Annotated in this window: 20 protein-coding genes; 9 read left to right on the forward strand and 11 right to left on the reverse strand. The window is 69.2% G+C overall.

What is annotated here, in order from left to right; all coding sequences use genetic code 11:
• Window positions 1-19 precede the first annotated feature (19 nt).
• Window positions 20-2,017: an aq_1923 C-terminal domain gene (locus AC1RU4_RS01870; RefSeq protein WP_492889287.1), complete on the reverse strand. Its 1,998-nt coding sequence runs from the start codon at window positions 2,015-2,017 to the stop codon at window positions 20-22.
• Between the two features lie 166 nt (window positions 2,018-2,183).
• Between AC1RU4_RS01870 and AC1RU4_RS01875 the strand changes: the two genes are divergently transcribed.
• From AC1RU4_RS01875 to AC1RU4_RS01890, 4 genes are all read left to right on the forward strand, one after another.
• Window positions 2,184-4,463: an NADP-dependent malic enzyme gene (locus AC1RU4_RS01875; protein ID WP_492889288.1), complete on the forward strand. Its 2,280-nt coding sequence runs from the start codon at window positions 2,184-2,186 to the stop codon at window positions 4,461-4,463.
• A 110-nt stretch (window positions 4,464-4,573) separates the two neighbouring features.
• On the forward strand, window positions 4,574-4,894 hold the full coding sequence (locus tag AC1RU4_RS01880; RefSeq protein WP_492889289.1) for a YMGG-like glycine zipper-containing protein: 321 nt from the start codon (window positions 4,574-4,576) through the stop codon (window positions 4,892-4,894).
• A 203-nt stretch (window positions 4,895-5,097) separates the two neighbouring features.
• Window positions 5,098-5,310 carry a cold-shock protein gene (locus tag AC1RU4_RS01885; protein ID WP_013165948.1) on the forward strand — a complete coding sequence of 71 codons (213 nt, stop codon included), beginning with the start codon at window positions 5,098-5,100 and terminating at the stop codon, window positions 5,308-5,310.
• Between the two features lie 277 nt (window positions 5,311-5,587).
• On the forward strand, window positions 5,588-5,803 hold the full coding sequence (locus AC1RU4_RS01890) for a cold-shock protein (RefSeq protein WP_492889290.1): 216 nt from the start codon (window positions 5,588-5,590) through the stop codon (window positions 5,801-5,803).
• A 177-nt stretch (window positions 5,804-5,980) separates the two neighbouring features.
• Here AC1RU4_RS01890 and AC1RU4_RS01895 read toward each other — a convergent pair whose 3' ends face one another.
• The 3 genes from AC1RU4_RS01895 to AC1RU4_RS01905 form a co-directional block, all read right to left on the reverse strand.
• Entirely contained in the window at window positions 5,981-6,520 is a 540-nt protein-coding gene (locus AC1RU4_RS01895; protein ID WP_492889291.1) for a GNAT family N-acetyltransferase, read from the reverse strand.
• Between the two features lie 186 nt (window positions 6,521-6,706).
• Window positions 6,707-7,108, reverse strand: coding sequence for a GFA family protein (locus AC1RU4_RS01900; RefSeq protein WP_492889292.1), 402 nt, complete (start codon window positions 7,106-7,108; stop codon window positions 6,707-6,709).
• Window positions 7,109-7,262: 154 nt separating this feature from the next.
• Complete coding sequence (locus AC1RU4_RS01905; protein ID WP_492889293.1) at window positions 7,263-10,985, reverse strand: vitamin B12-dependent ribonucleotide reductase; 3,723 nt, start codon at window positions 10,983-10,985, stop codon at window positions 7,263-7,265.
• Between the two features lie 566 nt (window positions 10,986-11,551).
• On the opposite strand from AC1RU4_RS01905, the gene AC1RU4_RS01910 reads away from it, so the two are divergent.
• The 3 genes from AC1RU4_RS01910 (at window position 11,552) to AC1RU4_RS01920 (ending at window position 14,123) form a co-directional block, all read left to right on the forward strand.
• Entirely contained in the window at window positions 11,552-12,748 is a 1,197-nt protein-coding gene (locus AC1RU4_RS01910) for an MFS transporter (RefSeq protein ID WP_492889294.1), read from the forward strand.
• A 102-nt stretch (window positions 12,749-12,850) separates the two neighbouring features.
• Window positions 12,851-13,264 (forward strand): NADH:ubiquinone oxidoreductase subunit NDUFA12, encoded by a 414-nt coding sequence (locus AC1RU4_RS01915; RefSeq protein ID WP_492889295.1) that lies wholly within the window; start codon window positions 12,851-12,853, stop codon window positions 13,262-13,264.
• Between the two features lie 205 nt (window positions 13,265-13,469).
• Window positions 13,470-14,123, forward strand: coding sequence for a DUF2155 domain-containing protein (locus AC1RU4_RS01920; RefSeq protein ID WP_492889296.1), 654 nt, complete (start codon window positions 13,470-13,472; stop codon window positions 14,121-14,123).
• On the opposite strand, the gene aat is transcribed toward AC1RU4_RS01920, so the two are convergent.
• The 6 genes from aat to AC1RU4_RS01950 form a co-directional block, all read right to left on the reverse strand.
• Window positions 14,054-14,731 carry a leucyl/phenylalanyl-tRNA--protein transferase gene (aat, locus tag AC1RU4_RS01925; RefSeq protein WP_492889297.1) on the reverse strand — a complete coding sequence of 226 codons (678 nt, stop codon included), beginning with the start codon at window positions 14,729-14,731 and terminating at the stop codon, window positions 14,054-14,056. The genes AC1RU4_RS01920 and aat overlap by 70 nt on opposite strands.
• A 78-nt stretch (window positions 14,732-14,809) precedes the next feature.
• On the reverse strand, window positions 14,810-16,162 hold the full coding sequence (gene accC, locus AC1RU4_RS01930) for an acetyl-CoA carboxylase biotin carboxylase subunit (RefSeq protein ID WP_492889298.1): 1,353 nt from the start codon (window positions 16,160-16,162) through the stop codon (window positions 14,810-14,812).
• Between the two features lie 11 nt (window positions 16,163-16,173).
• Window positions 16,174-16,650, reverse strand: coding sequence for an acetyl-CoA carboxylase biotin carboxyl carrier protein (gene accB / locus AC1RU4_RS01935; protein ID WP_492889299.1), 477 nt, complete (start codon window positions 16,648-16,650; stop codon window positions 16,174-16,176).
• A gap of 33 nt (window positions 16,651-16,683) precedes the next feature.
• Entirely contained in the window at window positions 16,684-17,121 is a 438-nt protein-coding gene (aroQ, locus tag AC1RU4_RS01940; protein ID WP_492889300.1) for a type II 3-dehydroquinate dehydratase, read from the reverse strand.
• A gap of 169 nt (window positions 17,122-17,290) precedes the next feature.
• Window positions 17,291-18,061 (reverse strand): DsbA family protein, encoded by a 771-nt coding sequence (locus AC1RU4_RS01945; protein WP_492889301.1) that lies wholly within the window; start codon window positions 18,059-18,061, stop codon window positions 17,291-17,293.
• 56 nt (window positions 18,062-18,117) lie between these two features.
• Window positions 18,118-19,563, reverse strand: coding sequence for a M48 family metalloprotease (locus AC1RU4_RS01950; protein ID WP_492889302.1), 1,446 nt, complete (start codon window positions 19,561-19,563; stop codon window positions 18,118-18,120).
• Window positions 19,564-19,820: 257 nt separating this feature from the next.
• On the opposite strand from AC1RU4_RS01950, the gene AC1RU4_RS01955 reads away from it, so the two are divergent.
• A complete protein-coding gene (locus tag AC1RU4_RS01955) occupies window positions 19,821-20,933 on the forward strand; it encodes a pyridoxal phosphate-dependent aminotransferase (RefSeq protein ID WP_492889413.1) in 1,113 nt (370 codons plus the stop codon).
• 111 nt (window positions 20,934-21,044) lie between these two features.
• Here AC1RU4_RS01955 and AC1RU4_RS01960 read toward each other — a convergent pair whose 3' ends face one another.
• A complete protein-coding gene (locus AC1RU4_RS01960; RefSeq protein ID WP_492889303.1) occupies window positions 21,045-23,843 on the reverse strand; it encodes an Rne/Rng family ribonuclease in 2,799 nt (932 codons plus the stop codon).
• Window positions 23,844-24,610: 767 nt separating this feature from the next.
• Between AC1RU4_RS01960 and AC1RU4_RS01965 the strand changes: the two genes are divergently transcribed.
• Window positions 24,611-25,900: an N-acetylmuramoyl-L-alanine amidase gene (locus tag AC1RU4_RS01965; RefSeq protein ID WP_492889415.1), complete on the forward strand. Its 1,290-nt coding sequence runs from the start codon at window positions 24,611-24,613 to the stop codon at window positions 25,898-25,900.
• Window positions 25,901-25,974: the final 74 nt, after the last annotated feature.

Genomic DNA, 25,974 nt, shown 5'->3' on the forward strand with positions numbered 1-25,974 from the left:
GTGGGCGGCGAGGCGCCCCTCAGGGCGTCACCACCTCGACATTCACCTCGTCGAGCAGGGTCGTCGGGTCGTTGCGCGCGGCTTCCAGCGCCATCAGCAGCGGCAGCGATGCCGAGCGCGGGGTGAGGCGCAGCGACAGCGTGCCCATCGGCTTCTGGAAGAAGGCGACGATGGCCTGCACCGCCGGATCGAGGTCCGGCCGGTCGCCGGCGAGCGGGCCGAGCATCATCTCCGCAAAGCCGGCGAGAAGCTGGCGCACCATCTCCGGCGTCACGCCCTGCTCGCGCGCGGCCTCCTCCAGCTTCAGCTGGTAGATGCCGGAATCGGTGAGCGTGAACTGCACCATGTCGATATTGGCCGCCATCGCCGCGCCGAGCGCCGCCGAGGGGTTCGGCGAGAAGGCGGCGGCGTCGACATGGCCGAGCCGCGCCTTGGCGCTGAAGGCGAAGGAATCCGACATTTCCGCATAGACCGGATCGACGATCACCGTCCTGTCGGCCTCGCTCCATTTGGCGCCGATATCCACCGAGACGCTGGCGCGGGCGACATTGTCGGGCACCAGCAGCGACAGCGCGTCGCCCTGCTGCATGCCGGCGGTGGGGCCGGAGGCGCGTAGCTTGAAGGCGATGCGGGTCGGCACCGCGCCGTCGGCGGCGTCCCAGGACAGCGCCAGCGTGTCGAGATGCGCCGGCTCGCCCTTGTCGGCGACCGGCACTTTCAGGCCGGAAACCTCGACGCTGCCGAACATGCCCATGAGGCGGACCAGCGAGGCGGGATCGCGGGCCATCAGCGGGCTGACCGCCGCCTCCGCCGCAAAGCGCAGCGTGGCGCCCGGCCGCAGCCCGCCCAGCGCGAGACGGTCTAGGGCGAAGGTGCCGCCGTCGGGTTCCTTGCCCGCGAGGCCCTCTACCGCCAGCAGGTCGAGGCGGCCGCCGTCGAGCCTGCCCAGCGCGATGCTCTTCACGGAGATGTCGGTGCCGTCCGGCTGCTTGGCCTCCATGCCCTCGAAGCTGGCGCCGCCGATGCGCAGCGCGTCATAGGCGCCGGCAATGCCGGTGAGCAGGTCGGCGACCTCGTCGGCGGCCGGCTGCTCACCCGCCGCCGCCAGCTGGCGGATGCGCTCGCCGATGGCGAGCAGTTCCTCGGCCGGCACGCCGGCCGGCTGCAGGGCGACGTCGCGCACGCTCATCGACGCCCATTGCTGGGCGGTGCCGTTCTCGGCGCGGAAACGGTAGTTCTGCGCCCGCACCGAGCCGTAGACGATGCGGAAATCGGTCTCCTGCAGGCGCCGGGCCGGATCGAGCAGCACCAGCATGGCGCCGATATCGACATTCTCGGCGACGACCGGGCCGATCTCTCCCTGCGCCGCCGCCGCCGGGGCGCCGCCGACCTGGAACACCGTCGATTCCACCGCGCTGCGGACGATCCTGCCGCCCTCGACGCCCTCGACGGCGATGGCGCCATAGGTGGCGTCGGTCTCCACCCGCGTGGTCGCCTCGCCGGTGGCGGTCGAGCCGGAGGAGGCGGGGATGTCGATGCGGCCGATATGGGTCGCCTCGACATAGGCGAGCGCCAGCGGCCAGGGTTCCTGGCTGGCGACGGTGAGCTGGGTCGGGCCGACGAAATCGGTGAGGGAGACCAGCGGCGCGTTGAAGCGGCCCTGCACGTCCGGCGCCAGCGGCAGCGGCCCCTCGGTGCTGAGCCCGCGGATCTCCACCTGCGCGGCGGCGAGGCGGTCCGGTGCCGGCTGGGAGAGCCCGGTGGCGGTCAGCGAGGCGATTCGCAGGCTGCCCTGGCCGGGGGCTTCGACGACGAGGTCCTTGAGGTCGAGCTGCCGCTTGAACAGGTCGAAGCCGACGGCGCCGTGGCTGGCATTGATGCCATCGGCCCGAAGCGAGGCCATCAGTGCGTCGATCTGCCGTCGCGCCTCGTAATTGGCATAGAGGCCGACGCCGAAATAGCCGCCGACACCCACCAGGAAAAGCGCCGCGATGGCGACGAGGAATGTCTTGCGCATGAAGCCGTGACCTGAAATCGGTTTCCCTTGGCGGACATGGTCCGCCCCCAACTGCGGTCAGACCATAACGAACCGTCGAAAGACGAGCATTACAAATTCGGAAAGTCGTTGTACCGCAGCATGGATTGCCTATTCTCCGCCCAGAATTTCCGAGAAGGAAACGTTCATGGCCTCTTATATCTCCGACGACCTGCGTTCGGGTGCGCTGGTCTATCACCGGCTTCCCCGGCCGGGTAAGCTCGAAATCCAGGCGACCAAGCCGCTTGCCAACCAGCGCGACCTGGCTCTCGCCTACACACCCGGCGTGGCCGCGGTGTGCGAGGCCATCGCCGCCGACGTGTCGCTGGCCGCCGAGCTGACCATCAAGCAGAACCTGGTCGCCGTGGTGTCGAACGGCACGGCGGTGCTGGGGCTCGGCAATATCGGGCCGGAAGCCTCCAAGCCGGTGATGGAGGGCAAGGCGGTCCTCTTCAAGAAATTCGCCGGCATCGACGTGTTCGACATCGAGATCAAGGCGCTGGAAGTCGACCACGTGGTGACGGTGGTCGCGGCGCTGGAGCCGACCTTCGGCGGCATCAACCTCGAGGACATCAAGGCGCCGGAGTGCTTCGAGATCGAGGCGCAGCTGCGCGAGAAGATGAACATCCCGGTGTTCCACGACGACCAGCACGGCACGGCGATCATCGTCGCGGCGGCGATCGTCAACTCGCTGCATATCGGCGGCAAGAAGATCGAGGAGGTGAAGATCGTCACCTCCGGCGCCGGCGCCGCCGCCATCGCGACGCTGAACCTGCTGGTCACGATGGGCGCGCGGCGGGAGAACATCTTCGTCACCGACATCGAGGGCGTGGTCTATGAGGGCCGCGAGAAGCTGATGGACCCCTACAAGGGGGTGTTCGCCCAGAAGACCGACCAGCGCACCCTCGCCGAGGTGATCGCCGGCGCCGACATCTTCATCGGCCTGTCGGCCGGCGGCGTGCTGAAGCCGGAGATGCTGAAGGCGATGGCCGACCGGCCGCTGATCATGGCGCTCGCCAACCCGACCCCGGAGATCATGCCGGACCTCGCCCGCGAGGCGCGGCCGGACGCGATGATCTGCACCGGGCGCTCGGACTTCCCGAACCAGGTCAACAACGTCCTGTGCTTCCCCTTCATCTTCCGCGGCGCGCTCGACGTGGCGGCGACGACGATCAACGAGGAGATGAAGATCGCGGCGGTGAACGCCATCGCCGAGCTCGCCCGCGAGACGCCGTCCGACGTGGTCGCCCGCGCCTATGGCGGCGAGACGCCGGTGTTCGGCGCCACCTCGCTGATTCCCTCGCCCTTCGACCCGCGCCTGATCCTGCGGGTGGCGCCGGCGGTGGCGAAGGCGGCGATGGACAGCGGCGTCGCCAAGCGGCCGATCGCCGATTTCGACGCCTATCAGGAGCAGCTCGACCGCTTCGTGTTCCGCTCCGGCCTGGTGATGAAGCCGGTCTTCGCCGCCGCCAAGCAGGCGCCCAAGCGGGTGATCTACGCTGAGGGCGAGGACGAGCGCATCCTGCGCGCCGCGCAGGTGGTGGTGGAGGAGGGCATCGCCCGCCCGATCCTGATCGGCCGCCCGGCGGTGATCGACACCCGCCTGGAGCGCTTCGGCCTCTCGATCCGCCCCGGTCAGGATTTCGACCTGATCAACCCGGAGGACGATCCGCGCTACCGCGACTATGTCCACACCTATGTGGAACTCGCCGGCCGCCGCGGCGTCACGCCGGAGATCGCCCGTACGCTGGTGCGCACCACGCCGACGGTGATCGCGGCGCTGGCGGTGATCCGCGGCGACGCCGATACCATGCTGTGCGGCGTCGAGGGCCGCTTCATCCGCCATCTGCGCCATATCCGCACCATTATCGGCCTGGCGCCGGGGGTGCGCGACGTTTCGGCGCTGTCGATGCTGGTGACGCAGAAGGGCGCCTTCTTCCTCTGCGACACCCAGGTCTCCACCGACCCGAGCGCCGAGGACCTCGTCGAGATGGCGCTGCTGGCGGCCAACCACGTGAAGCGCTTCGGCATGGAGCCGCGCATCGCCATGGTCTCGCATTCGGACTTCGGCAGCCGCGACGACGCCAGCGCGCAGAAGATGCGCTGCGCGACCGAGCTGATGCACCAGCGCGCGCCCGACCTGATGGTGGACGGCGAGATGGAGGGCGACAGCGCGCTGGTGCCGGAAATGCGCGAGCGCGTGCTGCCGAGCAGCCGGCTGCAGGGGGTGGCCAACATCCTCGTCATGCCGAATCTCGACGCCGCCAACATCGCCTACCAGATGGTGAAGGTGTTCGGCGACGCGCTGCCGGTGGGACCGATCCTGCTCGGCACCGCGCGGCCGGCGCATGTGCTCACCCCCTCGGTGACGGCGCGCGGCATCGTCAACATGACCGCGGTGGCGGTGGTGGAATCGCAAAGCGCCTGAGCCGCCGGCGGACGAATCGGGCAGGGCGGGCCGCCGGCGCTTCGGTGGGCCCGTCCGGCGCGGAATGGCATCGAGGCGGCGTCGGCCGCCCTCACTGAGGAAACAGGACAATGCTTCGCACCAGCTTCGCGCTCACCCTGCTCGCCGCGGCGGGCCTGGCGAGCCTGTCGGCCGCCCCGGCGGCGGCGCAGAACAATGCCACCACCGGCGCCATCATCGGCGGCGTGACCGGGGCGGTGATCGGCGGGGCGGTGACCGGCCGCGCCGGCGGCGCGCTGGTGGGCGGCGCGATCGGCGCCGGCACCGGGGCGGTGATCGGCAGCCAGTCGGACCGGCGCGCGCGCTCCTATTATTACTGGAGCCGCGGCAATTGCTACCTGCGCCAGTCCAACGGCCGCGTGGTGCGCGTCGATCGCCGCAATTGCCGCTGACCGAATGGTATATTGTGGCTTGAATGCGGCATATTTTGCCGTGCAAAAGCCACAATCTTAACCATCCTGTGCGCTGTCTCGTTTGGCTGGATGGCCGCGCCGCCTTCAGGTGGAACCGCCGGATCGCCAAGACGCGGCAAAGTGGACGGTGACGCCCAGTACCCGTCGCGTATGTAATAACATGGTCTTCCGAAGGTTTTCCTATGGCTGATACCGGCACCGTTAAGTGGTTCAACGAGCAGAAGGGCTACGGATTCATCCAGCCCGATAGTGGCGGCAAGGACGTTTTCGTCCATATCAGTGCGGTGCAGCGCTCGGGCCTGCAGGGCCTGCGTGACGGCGAGAAGATCTCCTTCGAGCTGCAGACCGACCAGCGCTCGGGCAAGACTTCCGCGGTCAATCTGCGCCCGCTCTGACCCGGTCCACCGGCGCAGTACGCCGGGCTCCGGCCAGCACTTCACCGATAGATTGCCGCCGTTTCCTGTGGAGCGGCGGTTTTCTTTCGTGGCGTTCCCATTCGCCGGTGGGGACCCTTGCATTGCCGATCATTCCGTCTAGTCTCTTCAACGACTTTGGGCAGACTACTGGGTCATTTCACCTGCAAAAGCCGGTGTAGGTTCAGATTTGCTTCCAAATTCGAAAATGCGGCACGCCGTGCCGCAAGCTGCAACCTTAGGCGAGAGACTACCCTCTATGTCGACCCAGACCGGCACCGTGAAGTGGTTCAATGATCAGAAGGGCTATGGATTCATCCAGCCCGACAGCGGCGGCAAGGACGTTTTCGTCCATATCAGTGCGGTTCAGCGCTCGGGCCTGCAGGGCCTGCGCGACGGCGAGAAGATCTCCTTCGAGCTGCAGACCGACCAGCGCTCGGGCAAGACCTCGGCCGTCAATCTGCGCGTGGGCTGACAGCCTTCCGACCGGGGCGTCGTGAACCGCCAGGTCGCAAGGCTCCGGGCATCAAGCGCTCCGGGCATCAAGCGTGGAAGCCGCTGGGCCGTCGCGGACCAGCGGCTTTTTCGTGTCCTCGCGTTCGTGTCCTCGCGGCGCCCCGCATGCCGGGAGCGTCTTCCTCCGCGGCAGGCGCTAACGGCTCGGGCTGGAACGCGGCCGCTCCAGCAGCACCATCTGCCGGCCATTGTAGACGCCCCGATCGAACGCGACGAAGCCGAGTTTGCCGGCGACGTGGAGCGAGGCGGCATGTGCGGGCTCGATCATGCAGGTGATGCGGGTTCCCGACCCGTGCGTGGCCGCCCAGTCGAGCGCCGCGCGCATCGCCTCTTCGGCGAGGCCCTTGCCCTGCATGGCGCCCGACAGCGCCCAGCCGGCCTCCATCGTGCCCTCGATCGAGGGGATCAGCGCCCGGCGCAGGTCGTGGAAGCCGGCCTCGCCGATGAAGGCGCCGGTGGCGCGGTCCTCGATGGCGAAGAAGCCGAAGCCGAGATGATGCCAGAGGCCGATCTGGCGCAGGAAGCGGCCCCAGGCGCCCTCGCGCGACAGCGGCACGCCGCCGATGAAGCGCACCACGGCGGGCTCGCTCCACATCGCCGAATAGGCGTCGAACTCGTCGAGCCGATAGGCGCGCAGCCGAAGGCGCGGGGTGAGCAGGGTAGGGATCTCGACCATAGCGGACCTCGGTTCCCGAGCGCGTTCCGATCGGGTCCCGTCACCCGGTGGACAATGAAGCGCCCCCGGTTCGACGGGCGGTGACAGGTTCGCCGCGAAGATCCTGCGATTTCCGCGGAACGGGTTCGATTGCCTGAAAGGCGCGGCGCCGCGTCCGGCCGCAACGCCCGCGCCGGATCGGCCACCTCAGGCGGAGCGCCCGTCATGGGGGGTGGGGGAGAGCGCGGCGAGGTCGACGCCTTCCAGCGCGCGCAGGTTCACCGCCACCATCTGCGTGCCGTCCGGCAGCGCACCGCGGGCGAAGGGCTCGACGCCGCAGGTGGTGCAGAACATGTGGCCGATGACGTGGCGGTTGAAGCGGTATTCGTTGAGATGGTCGGCGCCGGCGGTGAGGCTGAAGGCCTCGATGGGCGCGAAGGCGAGGACGAGGCCCTTGGCCGAGCAGATCGAGCAATTGCACGCGATGGCGGCGGACAGGTCGAGGCTGGCCTCGAAGCGCACCGTGCCACAATGGCAGGTGCCGGTGTAGCGCTGCGCGGCGGGGGCGGTGGTCTCGCCGGCCTCGGCTGCTTGCTGCGTGTCGTCCATGTGTCGCGTCCTTTCGTAGCTGTTGCGGCGACCGTCTATGGCGGTGACGGAGTGGCTCCTCGTTCAAGGGCGGGACCGCGAGGCGCGGCCCCAAATGCGAGCGGCCGGGCAAGCCCGGCCGCTCTTCGTCAGACTATACGAAATTACCCGGCGATCACGAGCACCCCGTGGTGCCGCCGCAGGTCTCGCATTTCAGGCAGGTGCCGTTGCGGACCATGGTGAAGTTCTGGCACTCGGGGCAGGCCTCGCCCTCATAGCCCTTGGCGCGGGCAATGGCGCGGGCCTCGGCCTTGCTCGGCTGGGCGGCGGCGGCCGGCGCGGCCCAGAGCAGGGCGCTGGTCTCGCCGATCGCCGCCTCGTCCTCGGCTTCCGCCTCCGGCTTAAGGGCGGTCGCGCCCTGGGTCAGGCCGCCGCGCAGGGCGGTGACGTTGGCGACACCGGCCGAGCGGGGCTCGCCCGGCACCGCCGAGGACGGCACCACCATCAGCCCGACCGAGCGGCCGCGCGTAAGACCCTTGGAGACCATGCGCGAGGCCGGGGTGGCGCCGCCCGGCGCGACCTTGCCCTCGTCGACGCCCTTGCCGAGCGCGTCGAAATTCGACTCGGACGGCTCGACATGGCCGAGATCGTTGCGGCCGAGATAGGAGACGGCGAGCTCGCGGAAGATGTAGTCGAGGATCGACGTCGCGTATTTGATGGTGTCGTTGCCCTGCACCGGGCCGGCGGGCTCGAAGCGGGTGAAGGTGAAGGCGTCGACATATTCCTCCAGCGGCACGCCATATTGCAGGCCGAGCGACACCGAGATGGCGAAATTGTTGATGAAGGAGCGCAAAGCCGCGCCTTCCTTGTGCATGTCGATGAAGATCTCGCCGAGGCGACCGTCATCATATTCGCCGGTGCGCAGATAGACTTTGTGGCCGCCGACCACCGCCTTCTGGGTGTAGCCCTTGCGGCGGTCCGGCATCTTCTCGCGGTCGTGCACGGCGACGATGCGCTCGACGATCTTCTCCACCACCTTCTCGACGATCTGGGTGGTGCGGGCGGCGGCGGGCTTCTCCAGCAGCGCCTCGACCGCATCCTCCTCGTCGTCCTCGTCGGCGACGAGCTGCGAGTTCAGCGGCTGCGACAGCTTGGAGCCGTCGCGATACAGCGCGTTGGCCTTGAGGGCGAGGCGCCAGGAGAGCAGGTAGGCCTCCTTGCAGTCCTCGACGGTGGCCTCGTTCGGCATGTTGATGGTCTTGGAGATGGCGCCCGACAGGAAGGGCTGCGCCGCCGCCATCATGCGGATATGGCTCTCCACCGACAGGAAGCGCTTGCCGATGCGCCCGCAGGGATTGGCGCAGTCGAATACCGGGTAGTGCTCGGGCTTGAGGAAGGGCGCGCCTTCCAGCGTCATGGCGCCGCAGACGTGGATATTGGCGGCCTCGATGTCCTTCTTCGAGAAGCCGAGGAAGGACAAGAGGTCGAAGGCCGGATCGGCCAGCTTGTCGGCGGGCACGCCGAGCCGGGCCAGCGTGTCGTCGCCGAGCGTCCAGCGGTTGAAGACGAACTTGATGTCGAAGGCGGCCTTCACGCTGCCGTCGATCTTCGCCAGCATCGCGTCGTCGAAGCCCTTGGCGCGCAGCGAGCCGTGATTGATCGCCGGCGCCTGGGTGATCGAGCCGTGGCCGACCGCATAGGCCTCGATCTCGGCGAGCTGGCTCTCGGAATAGCCGAGCGTGCGCAGCGCTTCCGGCACGGCGCGGTTGATGATCTTGAAATAGCCGCCGCCGGCCAGCTTCTTGAACTTCACCAGCGCGAAATCGGGCTCGATGCCGGTGGTGTCGCAATCCATGACCAGGCCGATGGTGCCGGTGGGCGCCAGCAGCGTGGTCTGGGCGTTGCGGTAGCCATGCTCGACGCCGAGCGCCAGCGCCTGGTCCCAGGTCGCCTTGGCGCGCTCGATCAGCAGCTTTTCGGGGCAGGAGGCATGGTCGAGCGGCACCGGATCGGTGGCGAGCGCCTCGTAGCCGGCCGCCTCGCCATAGGCGGCACGGCGGTGGTTGCGGATGACGCGCAGCATGGCTTCCGCATTCGGCGCGTAGCCGGGGAAGGGGCCGAGCTCCTTGGCCATCTCCGCCGAGGTCGCATAGGACACGCCGGTCATGATCGCGGTCAGCGCGCCGCAATAGGCGCGGCCCGCCGGCGAATCATAGGGGATGCCGGAGGTCATCAGCAGGCCGCCGATATTGGCGTAGCCGAGGCCGAGGGTGCGGTACTCGTAGGAGAGCCTGGCGATCTCCTTGGAGGGGAACTGCGCCATCAGGATCGAGATTTCGAGCACCACCGTCCACAGCCGGCAGGCATGCTCGTAGCTCTCGACCTGGAACGTGCCGTCGGCATTGCGGAACTGCAGGAGGTTCAGCGAGGCGAGGTTGCACGCCGTGTCGTCGAGGAACATGTACTCCGAGCACGGGTTGGAGGCGCGGATCGGGCCGCCGGCCGGGCTGGTGTGCCAGTCATTGATGGTGGTGTGGAACTGGATGCCGGGATCGGCGCAGGCCCAGGCGGCGTGGCCGATCTTCTCCCAGAGGTCGCGGGCCTTCAGCGACTTCGTCACCTTGCCGGTGGTGCGCGAGGTGAGGTTCCAGTCGGCATCGGCGCCGACCGCATTGAGGAAGGCGTCGTCGACGCGCACCGAATTGTTGGAGTTCTGGCCGGCGACGGTGAGGTACGCCTCCGAATCCCAGTCGGTGTCGTAGATCGGGAACTCGATGTCCTTGTAGCCCTGGCGGGCAAACTGGATGACGCGGCGGATATAGTTCTCCGGCACCTGCGCCTTCTTGGCGGCGCGGATCTCGCGCTTCAGGGCGGTGTTCTTCTCCGGGTCGTAGCAGTCGTCGCCTTCGCCCTCGCAGTTCACGCAGGCCTTCATGACGGCCTTCATGTGCCGGGCGACGGTCTTGGAGCCGGTGACGAGAGCGGCAACCTTCTGCTCCTCCTTCACCTTCCAGTCGACATAGGTCTCGATGTCGGGATGGTCGGCATCGACCACCACCATCTTGGCGGCGCGGCGCGTGGTGCCGCCCGACTTGATGGCGCCGGCGGCGCGGTCGCCGATCTTCAGGAAGCTCATCAGGCCGGAGGAGCGGCCGCCGCCGGACAGGCGCTCGCCCTCGCCGCGCAGCGCCGAGAAGTTGGAGCCGGTGCCGGAGCCGTATTTGAACAGCCGCGCCTCGCGCACCCACAGGTCCATGATGCCGCCCTCGTTGACGAGGTCGTCGGACACCGACTGGATGAAGCAGGCATGCGGCTGCGGGTGCTCGTAGGAGGTCTTGGAGCGGGTCAGCTTGCCGGTGGCGTAGTCGACATAGAAATGGCCCTGGCTGGGGCCGTCTATGCCATAGGCCCAGTGCAGGCCGGTATTGAACCATTGCGGCGAGTTGGGCGCCGCCATCTGCATGGCGAGCATGTAGCGGTGCTCGTCGAAGAAGGCCTGCGCGTCTTCCTCGCCGTCGAAATAGCCGCCCTTCCAGCCCCAATAGGTCCAGGTGCCGGCGAGGCGGTCGAAGACCTGCGTCGCCTTGTCCTCGCCGATGAAGCGTTCCTTCTCCGGCAGGCCGGCGAGCGCCTTCTCGTCGGCCGCGCCGCGCCACAGGAAGGAGGGGACGGTCTCCTCCTCGACGCGCTTCAGCCGGGCCGGCACGCCCGCCTTGCGGAAATATTTCTGCGCGAGGATGTCGCTCGCGACCTGGGAGAAGTGCTCGGGCACCTCGATCCCTTCCAGGCGGAAGACGATGGAGCCATCCGGGTTGCGGATTTCGCTCGTCACGGTGCGGAACGCGATGTCCGCATAGGGTGACCGGCCGGCCTTGGTGTAGCGGCGCTCGATGCGCATGATCTTCGTCCCCAACTCGTTCGAGGCGCCGACCGCAAGGCCGCACCCTGTTCGATAAGGCCTGGCGCTTCGTCCAAGCCGTCCCAGCCCTAATGAGGAAACAACCGCTCTCGAGCGCCTATCGTTTCCCGAAACAGTGGAGCCCACGCGCAAGGACCTTCCGGCGGTGTCGCCGGACGACGGACTTTGCTGGGCTGAAGCGCTCCCGAACAGACACAAACGCCAACGGCCGGGAGCGAACTCAACCTGTACGACTCTCCGTATGACGTCAAGATATGGTGGAGGTCGTAAACAAACTCTCTACATGTCGTATATGGTGACGGGCGGCCACCAATGCGACCCGCGAACCCTTATCGAGCGCGGATTCGTGAAGAGAGTCCAGACCTCCGGTCCGTGGACAGCGGAGATCGCGCAGGCGAGAGAAAAGCGGGGACAGTCCGTCCCTCGGCCAGTCTATCCCTTGTGCATGACCGCCTTGCGTCGTGCATGACCGCCTTGCGTCGCGGGCGGTGGACAAGCCGGCCGCGACGCCGCAGAACGGGCGCCCCTTTCCCGGAGACCGGCCGATGATCCGTTCCGGCGGGCGGCCCAGCGGGACCGCCAGCGAGTTTACCTTCTTCCTCCTCGCCTTCGCGGCGGGCGCCGGCGCGGCGAATCTCTATTACGCCCAGCCGCTGATCGCGCTGATCGGCGGCGATATCGGGCTCGACGAGAGCGTGGCCAGCCTCGTCGTCACCATCGGCCAGATCGGCTATATCGCCGGGCTGATCCTGGTGGTGCCGCTCGGCGACACGCTGGAGAATCGGCGCCTGCTCGGGCTGGTGCTGCTCTGCGCCTTTGCCGGGCTCGTCGTCGCCGCCTCCGCCACCTCGCCGGCGGTCTTCGCCGCCGCCGCGCTGGTCTATGGATTCGGCTCGGTGGTGGCGCAGGTGGCGGTGCCCTTCGCCTCGCACCTCGCCCCGCCGGAGCAGCGCGGGCGAAAAGTCGGCAATGTGGTGAGCGGGCTGATGGCGGGCATCATGCTCGCCCGGCCGGCGGCCAGCCTGATCGCCCACTGGTTCGGCTGGCGGGCGGTGTTCATGCTCTCGGCGGCGCTGATGCTGGCGCTGGCGGCGGGACTGCGCTTCGCGCTGCCGGCGCGCCGGCCGGACGGGCAGCTCGGCCTTGCCGCGCTGCTGCGCTCGTTCCCGGTTCTGCTGCGCACCCAGCCGGTGCTGCGCCGGCGCATCCTCTACCAGATGCCGATGTTCGGCGCCTTCATCCTGTTCTGGACCGCGGTGCCGCTCGAGCTTGCCGGCCCCGGCTTCGGGCTCGACCAGCGCGCCATCGCGCTGTTCGCGCTCGCCGGGGCGGCGGGGGTGTTCGGCTCGTCGCTGGCCGGGCGGCTGGCCGACCGCGGCTATTCGCGCCTCGGCACCGGGCTGGCGCTCGCCGGCGCCATTCTCGGCTTCCTGATCGCCGATATCGGCGCGGTCAGCGGATCGGTGGCGCTGCTGGTCGTCGGCGCGGTGGTGCTCGACCTTGCGGCGGCGGCCAATCTGGTGTTCGGCCAGCGGGCGCTGTTCATGCTGGACCCGGCGATCCGCAGCCGGCTGAACGCGCTCTATATCGCGCTGTTCTTCCTCGGCGGCGCGCTCGGCTCGGCGCTGGCCAGCCCGCTCTACGTGGCCGGCGGCTGGCTCCTGGTGTCGGCGGGCGGCATCCTCGCGCTGCTCGTCGCGCTCGGTTATTTCGCCACGGAGTTTCGCGCCGCGCGGCGGTGAGTGCGGTTGACGCTGCGCCTTGTCTGGACAGGGCGCGGCGCGGGTGGCATGTTCCGGCCGATATCGCCTCGCGAACTTTGCCTCGCCTCAGGGACGCAGCACGTGAACCTCTCGACATTCCTCACCGAAGTCTTCACCTGGTGGAACGGCCAGACCATGGGGACGCGCTTCCACACCTGGCGGCACGGCGAGTTCGTCGGCGAGGACGATTTCGGCAATCGCTACTTTCGCACCAAGGGCGGCGCCATCGACCCAGCGCTCGGCTTCGAGCGGCGCTGGGTGATCTTCAACGGCCCGGCCGAGGCGACCGCGATTCCGCCCGGCTGGCACGCCTGGATGCACCAGCGCTCCGACGTGCCGCCGAGCGAGGAAACCTACACGCCGCACGAGTGGGAACTGCCGCACCGCGCCAACCCGACCGGCACCGCCAACGCCTATCATCCCCCCGGCTCGACGCTTGGCTTCGGCCACCGCCCGGCGGTGACCGGCGACTATCGGGCCTGGACGCCCGAGTGAGGGCTCAAGGCGCCGGCGTAGTTGCCGCGGGTACGATGCGCGCCTTTGTGAGCCGGTTCGGGAGCCGTTCGCCCCTACATCGCCGCATTGCCTCGCCATGCCGCAGGGATGGTGCGGCGTCGGGTGGCGTGGCGTCGGGTGGTGTTCCGTGGGGGCGTGCCGTGTGCGCGCGCCGAGAGAGTCTTCGCATGGTTTCGGCTTCGTCATGAATTCGCGTTCGACCGCCGCGCTCCGACACTGCCTAGCCGTCGCCTCCGCGGTCGCGCTGCTGGCCTCCTCGCCGGCCGGCGCCCAGCAGGGCTGGCAGGGCGGGGTCGAATCGGCGCCGCTGGCCCCGCCGCCGGGCGGGCCGGTGCAGGAACCCGATTCGCCGGCGCCGGGCGGATCCGGCGTACCCTCGATCATGGAGCCGCCGGCCAGCGAGGTGCCGCGCGCGCCCGCCGCGCCGCCGCCGGAAGTGCCGGGCAGTGCGACCGTCGGGCCGCAGGGCGATATCGAGGTGGTGCAGCCGCCGACGCAGAAGATCGCCAACAAGACGGCGGTGTTCTCCGGCCTCGACAAGATCACCGGCCGCATCATCACCTTCGACGTGGCGGTGGGCGAGACGGTGCAGTTCGGCGCGCTGCGCCTCACCCCGCGTGCCTGCTACACAAGGCCGGAAAACGAGACGCAGAACACCACCGGCTTCGTCGACGTGCAGGAGATCGCGCTCGACGGCACGGTGAAGCCGCTGTTCGGCGGCTGGATGTTCGCCTCCAGCCCCGGCCTGCACGGCATCGAGCACCCGATCTATGACGCCTGGCTGATCGACTGCAAGCAGACGGCGCCGGTGATCGCCTCGCCGGGCCCCCAGCAGTAGAAATCCGCCTCGCCCTTCAGCGCCTTCGCCAGCAGCGCCGAATAATGGTGGCGCGGCACCTCCACCGCGCCGAAGCTGCGCAGGTGGTCGGTGACGAACTGGGTGTCGAGCAGCGTGAAGCCGCCCTTTTTCAGCCGCGCCACCAGATGCACCAGGGCCACCTTGGAGGCGTCGCGGGCCCGGTGGAACATGCTCTCGCCGAAGAAGGCGCGCCCCAGCCGCACCCCGTAGAGGCCGCCGACCAGCTCGCCGTCCTGCCAGGCTTCCACCGAGTGGCAATAGCCGCGCGCGTGCAGGTCGCAATAGAGCTTGTGGATGCGGGCATTGATCCAGGTGGAGCCGCGTCCCTCGGCCGGCTCGGCGCAGCCGCGCATCACCGCCTCGAAATCATGGTCGATGCGGATCTCGAACCTGTCGGCGCGCACGGTACGGGCAAGGCGGCTGGGGACCTTGAAGCCGTCCAGCGGCAGGATGCCGCGCCGCTCCGGCTCGATCCAGTAGAGGCCGGGATCGTCGGCGCTCTCGGCCATCGGGAAGATGCCGCAGGCATAGGCCTTCAGCAGCACTTCCGGGGTGATTTCGACCTGGTGTTCGCGCGGGCGTGACATGCGTGCAGCATGGCGCAATGCGACGAATGTGTGAAGGCGATGATGTGTGAAGGCGCCGCGGCGCCTTCACACGCGGCTTCAGGTGCCCGGCTCGCCCTCGGCGAGGAAATGCTCGAGCCAGTGGATGTCATAGGCGCCGCGCCTGATGTCGTCATTGACGACCAGCTCGCGGAACAGCGGCAGCGTGGTCTCGATGCCTTCGACCACGAATTCGTCGAGCGCCCGCCTGAGGCGGGCCAGGCATTCCTCGCGCGTCCGGGCGTGCACGATCATCTTGCCGGCGAGGCTGTCGTAATAGGGCGGGATCGTATAGCCCTGATAGACCGCCGAATCGATGCGCACCCCGAGCCCGCCCGGCACGTGCCAATAGGCGATCTTGCCCGGCGAGGGGCGGAAGGTGCGCGGGTGCTCGGCGTTGATGCGGCACTCGATGGCGTGGCCATTGATGCCGATATCGGCCTGGGTGATGCCGAGCGGCAGGCCGGCGGCGACGCGGATCTGCTCGTTGATCAGGTCGATGCCGGTGATCGCCTCGGTGACCGGGTGCTCCACCTGGATGCGGGTGTTCATCTCGATGAAGTAGAACTCGCCGTTCTCGTACAGGAACTCGACGGTGCCGGCGCCGAGATACTTCATGTCGCGCATGGCCTTGGAGACGGTCTCGCCGATGCGCGCCCGCTGCTCGGGCGTGATGACCGGGGAGGGGGCCTCCTCCCACACCTTCTGGTGCCGGCGCTGCAGCGAGCAGTCGCGCTCGCCGAGATGCACCGCATTGCCCTGGCCGTCGCCGAGCACCTGGATCTCGATATGGCGCGGCGTGCTCAGGTATTTCTCGATATAGACCGCATCGTCGCCGAAGGCGGCGCGGGCTTCCGAGCGGGCCTGCGACAGCGCCGAGGACAGTTCCTCCAGCGAGCGGGCGACCTTCATGCCGCGCCCGCCGCCGCCGGCCGCGGCCTTGATCAGCACCGGGAAGCCGATCTCCTCGGAGACGCGGGCGGCCTCCTCGTCGGTGGAGACGCCGCCGTCCGAGCCGGGCACGCAGGGGATGCCGAGCTTCTTGGCGGTCTTCTTCGCCTCGATCTTGTCGCCCATGATGCGGATATGCTCGGGCTTCGGCCCGATGAACTTCACGCCATGGTCGATGAGGATCTCGGCGAAGCGGGCGTTCTCGGCGAGGAAGCCGTAGCCCGGATGCACCGCTTCCGCCCCGGTGATCTCGCAGGCGGCGAGCAGGGCCGGGATGTTGAGATAGCTGTCCTTGGCCGCGGGCGGGCCGATGCACACGCTCTCGTCGGCCAGCTTGACATGCATGGCGTCGGCATCGGCGGTGGAATGCACCGCGACGGTGGCGATGCCGAGCTCCTTGCAGGCGCGCAGCACCCGCAGGGCGATCTCGCCGCGGTTGGCGATGAGGATCTTGCCGAACATGGGGCTAATCCTCACTCGATGATCAGGAGCGGCTCGCCATATTCGACCGGCTGCGCGTTATCCACCAGGATGCGGGTGATGGTGCCGGCGCGGGGCGCCGGAATGGCGTTCATCGTCTTCATCGCCTCGACGATGAGCAGGGTCTGGCCTTCCTTGACCACCGTGCCGACTTCGATGAAGGCGCGCGCACCGGGCTCCGGCGACAGATAGGCGGTGCCGACCATCGGCGAGGGCACGACGCCGGGATGCTTGGCCGGATCGGTCGTGGCCGGCGCGGCGGGCGCTGCGGCGGCGACCGGGACCGGTGCGGCGGCGGGCGCCGGGGCGAAGGCGGGTGCCGGCGCGGCATAGACGGTCGGCGCGGCGCGCACGACGCGGATCCGCAGGTCCTCGTGCTGCACCTCGATCTCGGTGAGGTCGCTCTCGGAGAGAAGATTGGCGATCTCGCGCACCAGCGCGGGGTCGATGGCCGGTTTGGTTGTTTTCATCATGATCCCGTGACGGTCGCTTGCCCGTCCCCCTCAACTCACGCGGCTGGAGGCCAGCGCGTCGATCGCGAGCCGGTAGCCCTCTCCCCCCAGCCCGCAGATCACCCCACGGGCGACCGACGAGATATAGGAGTGGTGGCGAAAGGCCTCGCGGGCAAAGACGTTTGACAGATGGACTTCGATGACCACCGCGCCCACCGCCTTGATCGCGTCCGCAAGAGCGATCGAGGTGTGCGTGTACGCGGCCGCGTTCAGCACGATGCCGAGCGAGCCGCGCGCGCGGTGGATCATCTCGACCAGCTCGCCCTCGTGGTTCGACTGGCCGAACACCAGCCTGAGCCCGTGCCGCTCGCAGGCCGACCGGCACAGCGCCTCGATATCGGCGAGGGTGGTGCGGCCATAGACCTCCGGCTCGCGCGTGCCGAGCAGGTTCAGGTTCGGTCCGTTGATGACGTGGACGGTGTCGGTCATGGTGACTCGAATGGACGGATCACGCCGACGGAAGCCGGCATGATCGCGGGGTTATAGGCAAAGGGCGGGCGCGCGCCAAGCCCTTCGCGGCGTTCGGGGCCCGGAACGGTGCCCGAGCGGTGCGGTAACTGTGGGAAAGCCCCGGCAGGCGGGTGTCAGCACGCCGCCATCAGCACGCTGCCTTGCCGCAGGCCCGGACGGCGTCGATGGTGCCCTTGAGCTGGTCGTGGCCGACCGCGCCGACGATCACCGCGTCGCCCGCCACGTAGCTCGGCGTGCCGTCGATGCCGAGCGCGTCGGCGAGCTGCATGCTCTCCTGCAGCGCGACGTTGACTTCCGGCCGGACCATCGCCTTCTCCACCGCCGCCCGGTCGATGCCGGCCTCGGCGGCGGCTTCGAGCGCGCGGGCCTTGTTGGCCTGGCCGCGGCCGCCGAGCAGGTTCTTGTGGAACTCCATGTATTTCTCCGGCGCGACCATCTTCACGCCGACCGCGACCTGCGCCGCCTCGACCGAGCCCGGTCCGAGCACCGGGAATTCCTTCAGCACCACCTTGAGCTTGGGGTCGTTCTCGATCAGCTGCACGAGGTCCGGCAGCGAGCGCTTGCAGTAGCCGCAATTGTAATCGAAGAACTCGACCAGGGTGACGTCGCCCTGCGGGTTGCCGACCACGACGCCGTTCGGGGAATCGAAGATCTGCGGCTTCAGCCTGGCGATGGCCTGCTGGCGCTGGACGTCCGCCGCCGCCGCCTGCTTCTTCTGCAATTCGCCGATCGCCTCCTGGATCACTTCCGGGTTCTTCAGGAGGTAGTCGCGGATCACGCTCTCGAATTCCTTGCGCTGGGCGTCGTCGAGGGCGAGGGCGGGCGCGACGCCGATGCCGAGCGCGAGGCACGCGGCGATGAGGCCGTGCGCGGCGCGGCGGAAGGTGAAGGTCGGCATGTCGGTCTCCAGATGCGACGGTGGCTGTTGGCTTTTGACGACAGGTAGCATGGCGCTCATGGCGAGGGGCGCTGGATCTTCTTCGGCGGCGGCTTGACGTTGACGATGTCGTCCGCCTTCAGCCAGCCCGGCGACCCGTAGGGGAATGTCTGGCGGGCGCGGGCGGCGAGCTCGCGGGCGAGCTTCACGTCGCCGGTGAGGAAGGCGGACTGGGCGGAGGCGAGGTCGGCATTGGGCAGGTCGCCCTTCTGCCCGTAGGCCTGGGCGAGGAAGCGCCACGCGGTCGCCGAATCCGGCTCGCGCTGCACGCCGAAATTGAGCTCGCGCACCGCCTCGTCGAGCGAGCCCTTGTCATTGGTCGCCACCAGCGCCTGGCCGAGCAGGGTGCGGATCAGCGGCGCGCCGCCCGACAGCTGCACCGCCCGGCGCAGCGGCGGGATCGCCTCGCGGGCGCGCCCGGCCTCCAGCAGCGCCTGGCCCTTGATCTCGTGGAAATAGGGATTGTTCGGCTGCTCGGCGATCAGCGCGTCGATCTGGCGCAGGGCGTCGGGGATGGCGCCATAGCGATAGGCGGAGATGGCGCGGGCGTAGCGGGCCGGCAGGCTGGTATTGGAGGGCGGATAGCGCCGCGCCACCGTGTCCGGCGGCTGGGAATAGCCCACCAGCTTGGCGCGCATCATGTCGTGGCGGGCCTGGAGCTCCGGCGGGTCCTTGGCGTTCAGATAGGGGCTCTTGGCCGCGAGGTCCTCCAGCGCGGCGATGCGCTCGCGCGCCATCGGGTGGCTGAGCGCATAGGGATCGAGGCGCTGGCTGATGAACATCTGGTCGTTCTGAAACCGCTCGAAGGTCTTGAGCATGCCGGCCGACGACTGCCTGGTCGCGTTCAGGTAACTCACGGCGGAGCGGTCGGCCGCCTGTTCCTCGCTGCGCTGATAGGCGAGCAGCGAGCGGCGGATCGCCTCCTGCGGGCCGAGGAACGCCCCCGCGGGGTTGCCGATGTTGGTGCCGGAGGACATGCCGGCCGCGACGCCGCCGGCGGCGAGCAGCGTCGCCACGATGGCGGCGGTCTGCGCGTTCTCCAGTTGCAGGCGCATGCGCGCGAGATGGCCGCCGGCAATGTGGCCGGTCTCGTGCGCCAGCACGCCGATGATCTCGTTCGGCGTCTCGGTGGTGACGAGCGCGCCGCTGTTCACGAAGATGCGCTTGCCGTCCATCACGAAGGCGTTGAAGGACGGATCGGAAATGATCACCACCTGCACGTTCTGCTGGGCGAGGCCGGCGGCGCGGTAGATCGGCCGCATGTAGTCGCGCAGCAGATTTTCGATCTCGGCGTCGCGGATGGTGGTCGGCCGGCTTCTCGGCGTGGATTCCTGCGCGACGACGGGCGGCGGGGCGAGGCCGAAGCAGAGGGCCAGCACCGTCGCGCTCCGGGCAAGGCGCGTGGCGGCATTGGCAAGGCTTCGCGCAAGCGAGGGGTTGTCAAGGCGGGCCAGAAGCATCATCCATCGTCTGCATGCGGGTGCCGCGACCTGACGCCCGACGGGGTGTCCGGTCAAGAGCGGTACCTATCATGTTCACTTGAACGCAGGGAGCGCAGACGAACCGCAGATTGCGGCATCGATGCGGCGACCCGACGGAACCCTCGCCGATGACGACCTCCCTCGCTTCCCCGCCCCCGGTTTCCGCGGCCGCCCTCGCCGCCGCCTCCGACCTGCTGACCGGCGCCTCCCGGCGCAGCGACATCGCGCCCTTCATCGTCATGGACGTGATGGAGCGGGCGGCGCAGATCGAGGCGGCCGGCGGCCATGTCGTGCACATGGAGGTCGGCCAGCCGGCGGCGTCGGCGCCGCTCGCCGCGCGGGCGGCGGCGCGGGCGGCGCTCGACGAGGGGCGCATCGGCTACACCACCGCGCTCGGCCTGCCGGGCCTGCGGGCGCGCATCGCCCGCCACTATGGCGAGACCTACGGAATCGATCTCGACCCGGCGCGGGTGGTGGCGACCACCGGCTCCTCGGCCGGCTTCCTGCTCGCCTTCCTGTCGCTGTTCGAGCCGGGCGACCGGGTGGCGATCGCCAACCCCGGCTATCCGCCCTATCGCCACATCCTCACCGCGCTCGGCTGCGAGCCGGTGCTGATCGAGACCGACGCCGCCTCGCGCTGGGCGATCACCCCCGAGGCGCTGATGGAGGCGCACCGCCAGGCGCCGCTGAAGGGCGTGCTGGTGGCGAGCCCGGCCAACCCGACCGGCACGATGATGCGGCCGGAGGCGCTCGCCGAGCTGATCGCCACCGCCGAGGGGCAGGGCATCCGCTTCATCTCCGACGAGATCTATCACGGATTGGATTATGCCTTCCCGGCGGCCACCGCCGCGGCGCTGTCGCCGCATGCGACGGTGATCCATTCCTTCTCGAAATATTTCTGCATGACCGGCTGGCGGGTCGGCTGGATGGTGATGCCGGCCCCTCTGGTGCGGGCGGTGGAGCGGCTGCAGCAGAACCTGATGATCTCGGTGCCGACGTTGTCCCAGGTCGCGGCGCAGGCGGCCTTCGACGGCGCCGCCGAGATGGAGGCGGTCAAGCACGGCTACGAGGCCAACCGGCTGCTGCTGACCGCCGAGCTGCCGAAGATCGGGCTGCCGGAATTCCTGCCCGTCGACGGCGCCTTCTACCTCTATGCCGACGTGTCGCGCTTCACCGACGATTCCGCCGCCTTCGCCCGGCGGCTGCTCGACGAGGCCGGGGTGGCGGCGACGCCGGGGATCGATTTCGACCCGCATCGCGGCCACCACTACCTGCGCTTCTCCTATGCCGGGGCGCAGGGCGAGATGGCGCTGGCGGTGGCGCGCATCGGCGATTTCCTGCGCCGGGGCTGAGAGCGGCGCGCCGGCCCGGTTCGGCGGGGCCAATGAAAAACCCCGGTCCGCGCAGGCGGGCCGGGGTTTTTCCTGTTTGATCGGCAGACGGTCTCGGCTGCCGAAGCGGTCTCAGCTGCCGAAGATCTTGCGCTGCCACCAGCCGGTGCGGCGCGGACGGTCGTCCGGCTCCGATTCCGGCGCGTTCTCGGTGCCGGTGCTCCCGGTGGTGGACCAGGAGGCGTCGAAGCCCTCGCTGGTGTAGGAGGTCGGCGCTGGCTCGTCCTCGGCGGACGAGGTGTCGATCGCGGGTTCGGCGGCCGGAGCCGGAGCCGGCGGCGCGGTTTCCGTCACCACCGGCGCGGCCTCGCGGACCGTCGAGCGACGGCGGCGCGGAGCCGGCTTCGGGGTTTCCGCTTCGACGGGGGCGGGGGCCTCGACGGCAGCCGCCTCGGCCGGAGCGACCTCAGCCTGAGCGACCTCGGCCGCAGCCGCTTCGGCGCTCGCGGCCTCGGCCGCCGCCTTTTCGCCGCGCGGACGACGGGTGCCGCCACGACGACCGCGCGAACGCGGCTTGGCGTCCTCGACGGGCGCGTCCTCGGCAGGTGCCGCTTCCGCAGGCGCATCGGCGAACGAAACCTCCGCGACCGGAGCTTCGGCAACCGGCTCGAACGCCGGGGCGAACTCCTCGGCCAGCGCCACCGCTTCCACCGCGGCCTCGCCCTCGACCGGCGCAGCGGCGATCACCGCCTCGCCCTCGGTGCCGGGATTCTCGGCGTCCGTCTCGTCGGAGCCGGCTTCCTCGCCGTCCTCGTCCTCGTCGTCGCCTTCGAACTCGACACCGCTCATCGAACCGTCATTCGGGCCGCCGGCATTCTCGCCATTGGCACCGCCGCCCCGCCGCCGCCGACGGCGACGCCGGCGCCGGCGTCCACCTTCGCCCTGCGGTGCCTGCTCGGCGGTGGGAGCCGCGGGAGCGGCCGGCGCGTCCGCAACGGCGACGCTCTCGGCCTCGACGACGTCCTCTTCCTCCTCGACGACGGCGATCTCGTCCTCGATCTCCGCCACCGGCTCGGCCGGGCGGGGGAGGGGGATCGGGTTCAGCACCGCCTCGCCCTTGTCGATGGCGAAGGGAATGAGGCCGGTCAGCGTCTGGTCCGCCGACACGGTGATCACCACGCCGAAGCGCTCTTCCAGCTCGTGCAGATGCGCGCGCTTGTGGTTGAGCACATAGAGCGCGTTCTCGGCGCGGGTGCGCACGATGAGGTTATGCGTGTTCGCCTTGAGCAGCATGTCCTCGACCGCGCGCAGCAGCTGCAGCGCCACGGAGGAGGAGGAGCGCACATGGCCGGTGCCGCCGCAATGTGGGCAGACCTCGGTCGAGCTCTCCAGCACGCCAGTGCGGATGCGCTGGCGGCTCATCTCCATCAGGCCGAAATGCGAGATGCGGCCGAGCTGGATGCGGGCGCGGTCGTTCTTCAGGCATTCCTTGAGCTTGCGCTCCACCGCCCGGTTGTTGCGCTTCTCGTCCATGTCGATGAAGTCGATCACGACGAGACCGGCGAGGTCGCGCAGGCGCAGCTGGCGGGCGACTTCCTCGGCGGCTTCGAGGTTGGTCTTGAGCGCCGTGTCCTCGATATTGTGCTCGCGGGTCGAGCGGCCCGAGTTCACATCGATCGAGACCAGCGCCTCGGTCGGGTTGATGACGAGATAGCCGCCGGACTTGAGCTGAACCACCGGCAGGAACATCGCGTCGAGCTGGCTCTCCACCCCGAAGCGGGCGAAGACCGGTTGCTGCTCGCGATAGGGCTTCACGTTCTTGGCATGGCTCGGCATGAGCATGCGCATGAAGTCCTTGGCCTCGCGATAGCCGTCGTCGCCGGAGACCAGGACCTCGTCGATGTCCTTGTTGTAGAGGTCGCGGATCGAACGCTTGATCAGCGAGCCTTCCTCATAGACCAGCGCCGGGGCGGAGGAGGCCAGCGTGAGCTCGCGCACGTTCTCCCACAGGCGCAGCAGATATTCGAAGTCGCGCTTGATCTCGGTCTTGGTGCGGCTGGCACCCGCCGTGCGCAGGATGACGCCCATGCCCTCCGGCACGTCGAGGTCGGAGGCGACCTCCTTCAGCCGCTTGCGGTCCTCGGCCGAGGTGATCTTGCGGGAAATGCCGCCGCCGCGGGCGGTGTTGGGCATCAGCACCGAATAGCGGCCGGCGAGCGACAGGTAGGTGGTCAGCGCCGCGCCCTTGTTGCCGCGCTCTTCCTTCACGACCTGCACCAGCATCACCTGCCGGCGCTTGATCACTTCCTGGATCTTGTAGGAGCGGGCGCGGCGGGGGGCGGCGCGCTCGGGCACCTCTTCCATGGCGTCGTCGGAACCGACCTGCTCGACGACCTCTTCCTCGCCGGCGATCTCCTCGACCTCGCCGGTCGGCTCGTCATCGGCGGAAGGGCGGCGCGGCCGGCGCGAGGAACGCGGGGCGGGCTCGGCGCCGTCGGCTTCCGGCGCGGCGGCCTCGGCCTCCTCGCTCACCGTCTCGTCGCCGCCGGCGCGGCGGGCGCTGGCCGGCTTGTCGTCGCGGCCGCGGCGGGGGCTGCGGCCGCGCGGGCGATCCTCGTTCTCTTCCTCGGCGTCCTTGCGCTGCTGGCGCTCCTCCTCGGCAAGCAGGGCCTGCCGGTCGGCGACCGGGATCTGGTAATAGTCGGGATGGATCTCGCTGAAGGCGAGGAAGCCGTGCCGGTTGCCGCCATACTCGATGAAGGCGGCCTGGAGGGACGGCTCTACCCGCGTGACCTTTGCGAGATAGATGTTGCCGCGCAGCGGCTTGCGGTTGGCGGCTTCGAAGTCGAATTCCTCGACTCGGCTGCCGCGCACCACCACGACCCGGGTCTCTTCCGGGTGGGTGGCGTCGATGAGCATCTTGTTGGCCATTGAACTCTCATATGGGGGCACGGCGTCGGCTTCGCGGACGAAGCCGGACGGCGAAGGGCGTGCCTGTAAGCGGGGATCGATACCGGGCCAGGGGGACGATCCGCCCCGCATGCGGGGCGCGAGGGATGAGGCCGCGTCGGCACCCGGCGATCACGCACCGCGCGGGACTTCCCGCTCCGTGCCCGATCCGCCCATGCCGGCTGACGTGTCATCACTCTGGTGTCGTCCATTCCTCGACCGAACAGGTAGCCGCGGTCGCGAACGACCCGGCCGGCGGCACATGGCGAGGGGAAGAGGCGCGGGCACGCTCGATACGAGCAGGCGCTGCGAGCGGCGCCCCGCGGCCTCGAAACGTCGTAGGCTCAGGCGTCACCGCGGCGCGCGGTCCGCGAGGGCCGCTCAATGCATCCTCACGCGCCCGTTTGAAAGGACCTGGTCGTGGCCGGATGCTGGGCTTCACCATTGCTGGACCGCCCGGCGCCATCGGATCGCAAAAGCCGGGGAATCTGACGTCCCTGCAGGCGAACCATATGCATGCTCTTAATAGCGGCATGCGTGCCGATTTGGCAAGCTGCGCCGCAAGCGGGCGTTGCCGGCCGGACACGCCGCCGCTCACAGGCGCGCGAGGCGGTCAACCGTCGGTTAACCGACGCTTCTTATTCGGTTAGATAGCGGAAGCCGGAGAGCGGGCGGGGCGGAAGTTCGGAGTGACGACGCTGACGACGGGTGTGCGGCCAGGAGGGTTGGGAGCGAGGCTTGCCGGGGCGATGCGCCTCGGGGCGGTGCTGCTGACCGTGGTTCTGGCGGGGCTGCTCCGTCCGGCGCTGGCGCAGGAGGCCCTCGACGGCGAACTGGCTCCGGCGGTGGCGACCGAGGCGCGCCTCGCCGGCGACGGCGAGCGCACGCGGCTGGTCGTCGACCTGTCGCGCTCGGTCTCGCTCGGCGCCTTCACCCTCGCCGACCCCTATCGCGTGGTGATCGACGTGCCGGACGTGGTGTTCGCGCTGCCGGCCGCCTCGGGGCAGGAGGGCCGCGGCCTGGTTTCCGCCTACCGGTTCGGCCTGTTCGCGCCGCGCAAGGCCCGCATCGTGATGGACCTTTCGGCGCCGGTCTCCATCGACAAGGCGTTCGTGCTCGACCCGATCGACGGGCAGCCGGCACGGCTGGTCGTCGACCTGGTGAAGGTCGACCGCGCTACCTTCCTCAGGACCGTCGCCGCGCCGGTGCGCGCGCTGCCGGACGCCGCCATGGCGCGGCCGACGCCGGGCCGGCCCGGCGACACGCGGCCGGTGATCGCCGTCGACCCCGGCCATGGCGGCATCGATTCCGGCGCGGTGAACAGCGAGTTCGGCGTCACCGAGAAGGAACTGGTGCTGAAGATCGGCGCGCTGCTGCGCGACAAGCTGGAGGCGAGCGGGCGCTACCGGCCGGTGATGACCCGCGACGACGACACCTATGTCGCGCTCGGCGAGCGGGTGCGCATCGCCCGCGAGAACGGGGCGCGGCTGTTCATCTCGCTGCATGCCGATTCGCTGGCGGCGCGCGACGGCGACGTGCGCGGCGCCACCATCTACACGCTCTCCGACCGCGCCTCCGACGCGGAATCGCAGCGGCTCGCCGATTCGGAGAACAAGGCCGACATGATCGCCGGCCTCGACCTGTCCGAGGAGCCGGCCGACGTCGCCGGCATCCTGTTCGACCTCGCCCAGCGCGAGACGCGCAATTTCTCGGCGCATTTCGCCCGCACGCTGGCCGGCTATGTCGAATCCACCGCCCGCATGCACAAGTCGCCGCTGAAATCGGCGGGATTCCGCGTGCTGAAGGCGCCCGACGTGCCTTCCGTGCTGTTTGAGCTCGGCTATCTTTCCAGCCGCAAGGATCTCGAACTCATGACATCGGCGGAATGGCAGTCTAAGGTCACCGACGCGATGATGACGGCGATCAATGCCTATTTCGCCGCTCAGAAGCCGACGGACGGGCCGTCCGTCGCCTTGCCAGGTGATCTGGACGAGGCGGTGGCCGGCACCCGCGCCGCTCCGGCCGCGATAAGGCCATAGTTGCTGCGCACACGGGTGCTTCGAGGCGACAAGGATCAACGGGGCTCGCGCGCCATGCGGCGGGGCGGGCGTAC

The sequence above is a fragment of the Ancylobacter sp. GW821-FHT10E12 genome, from assembly GCF_058809335.1.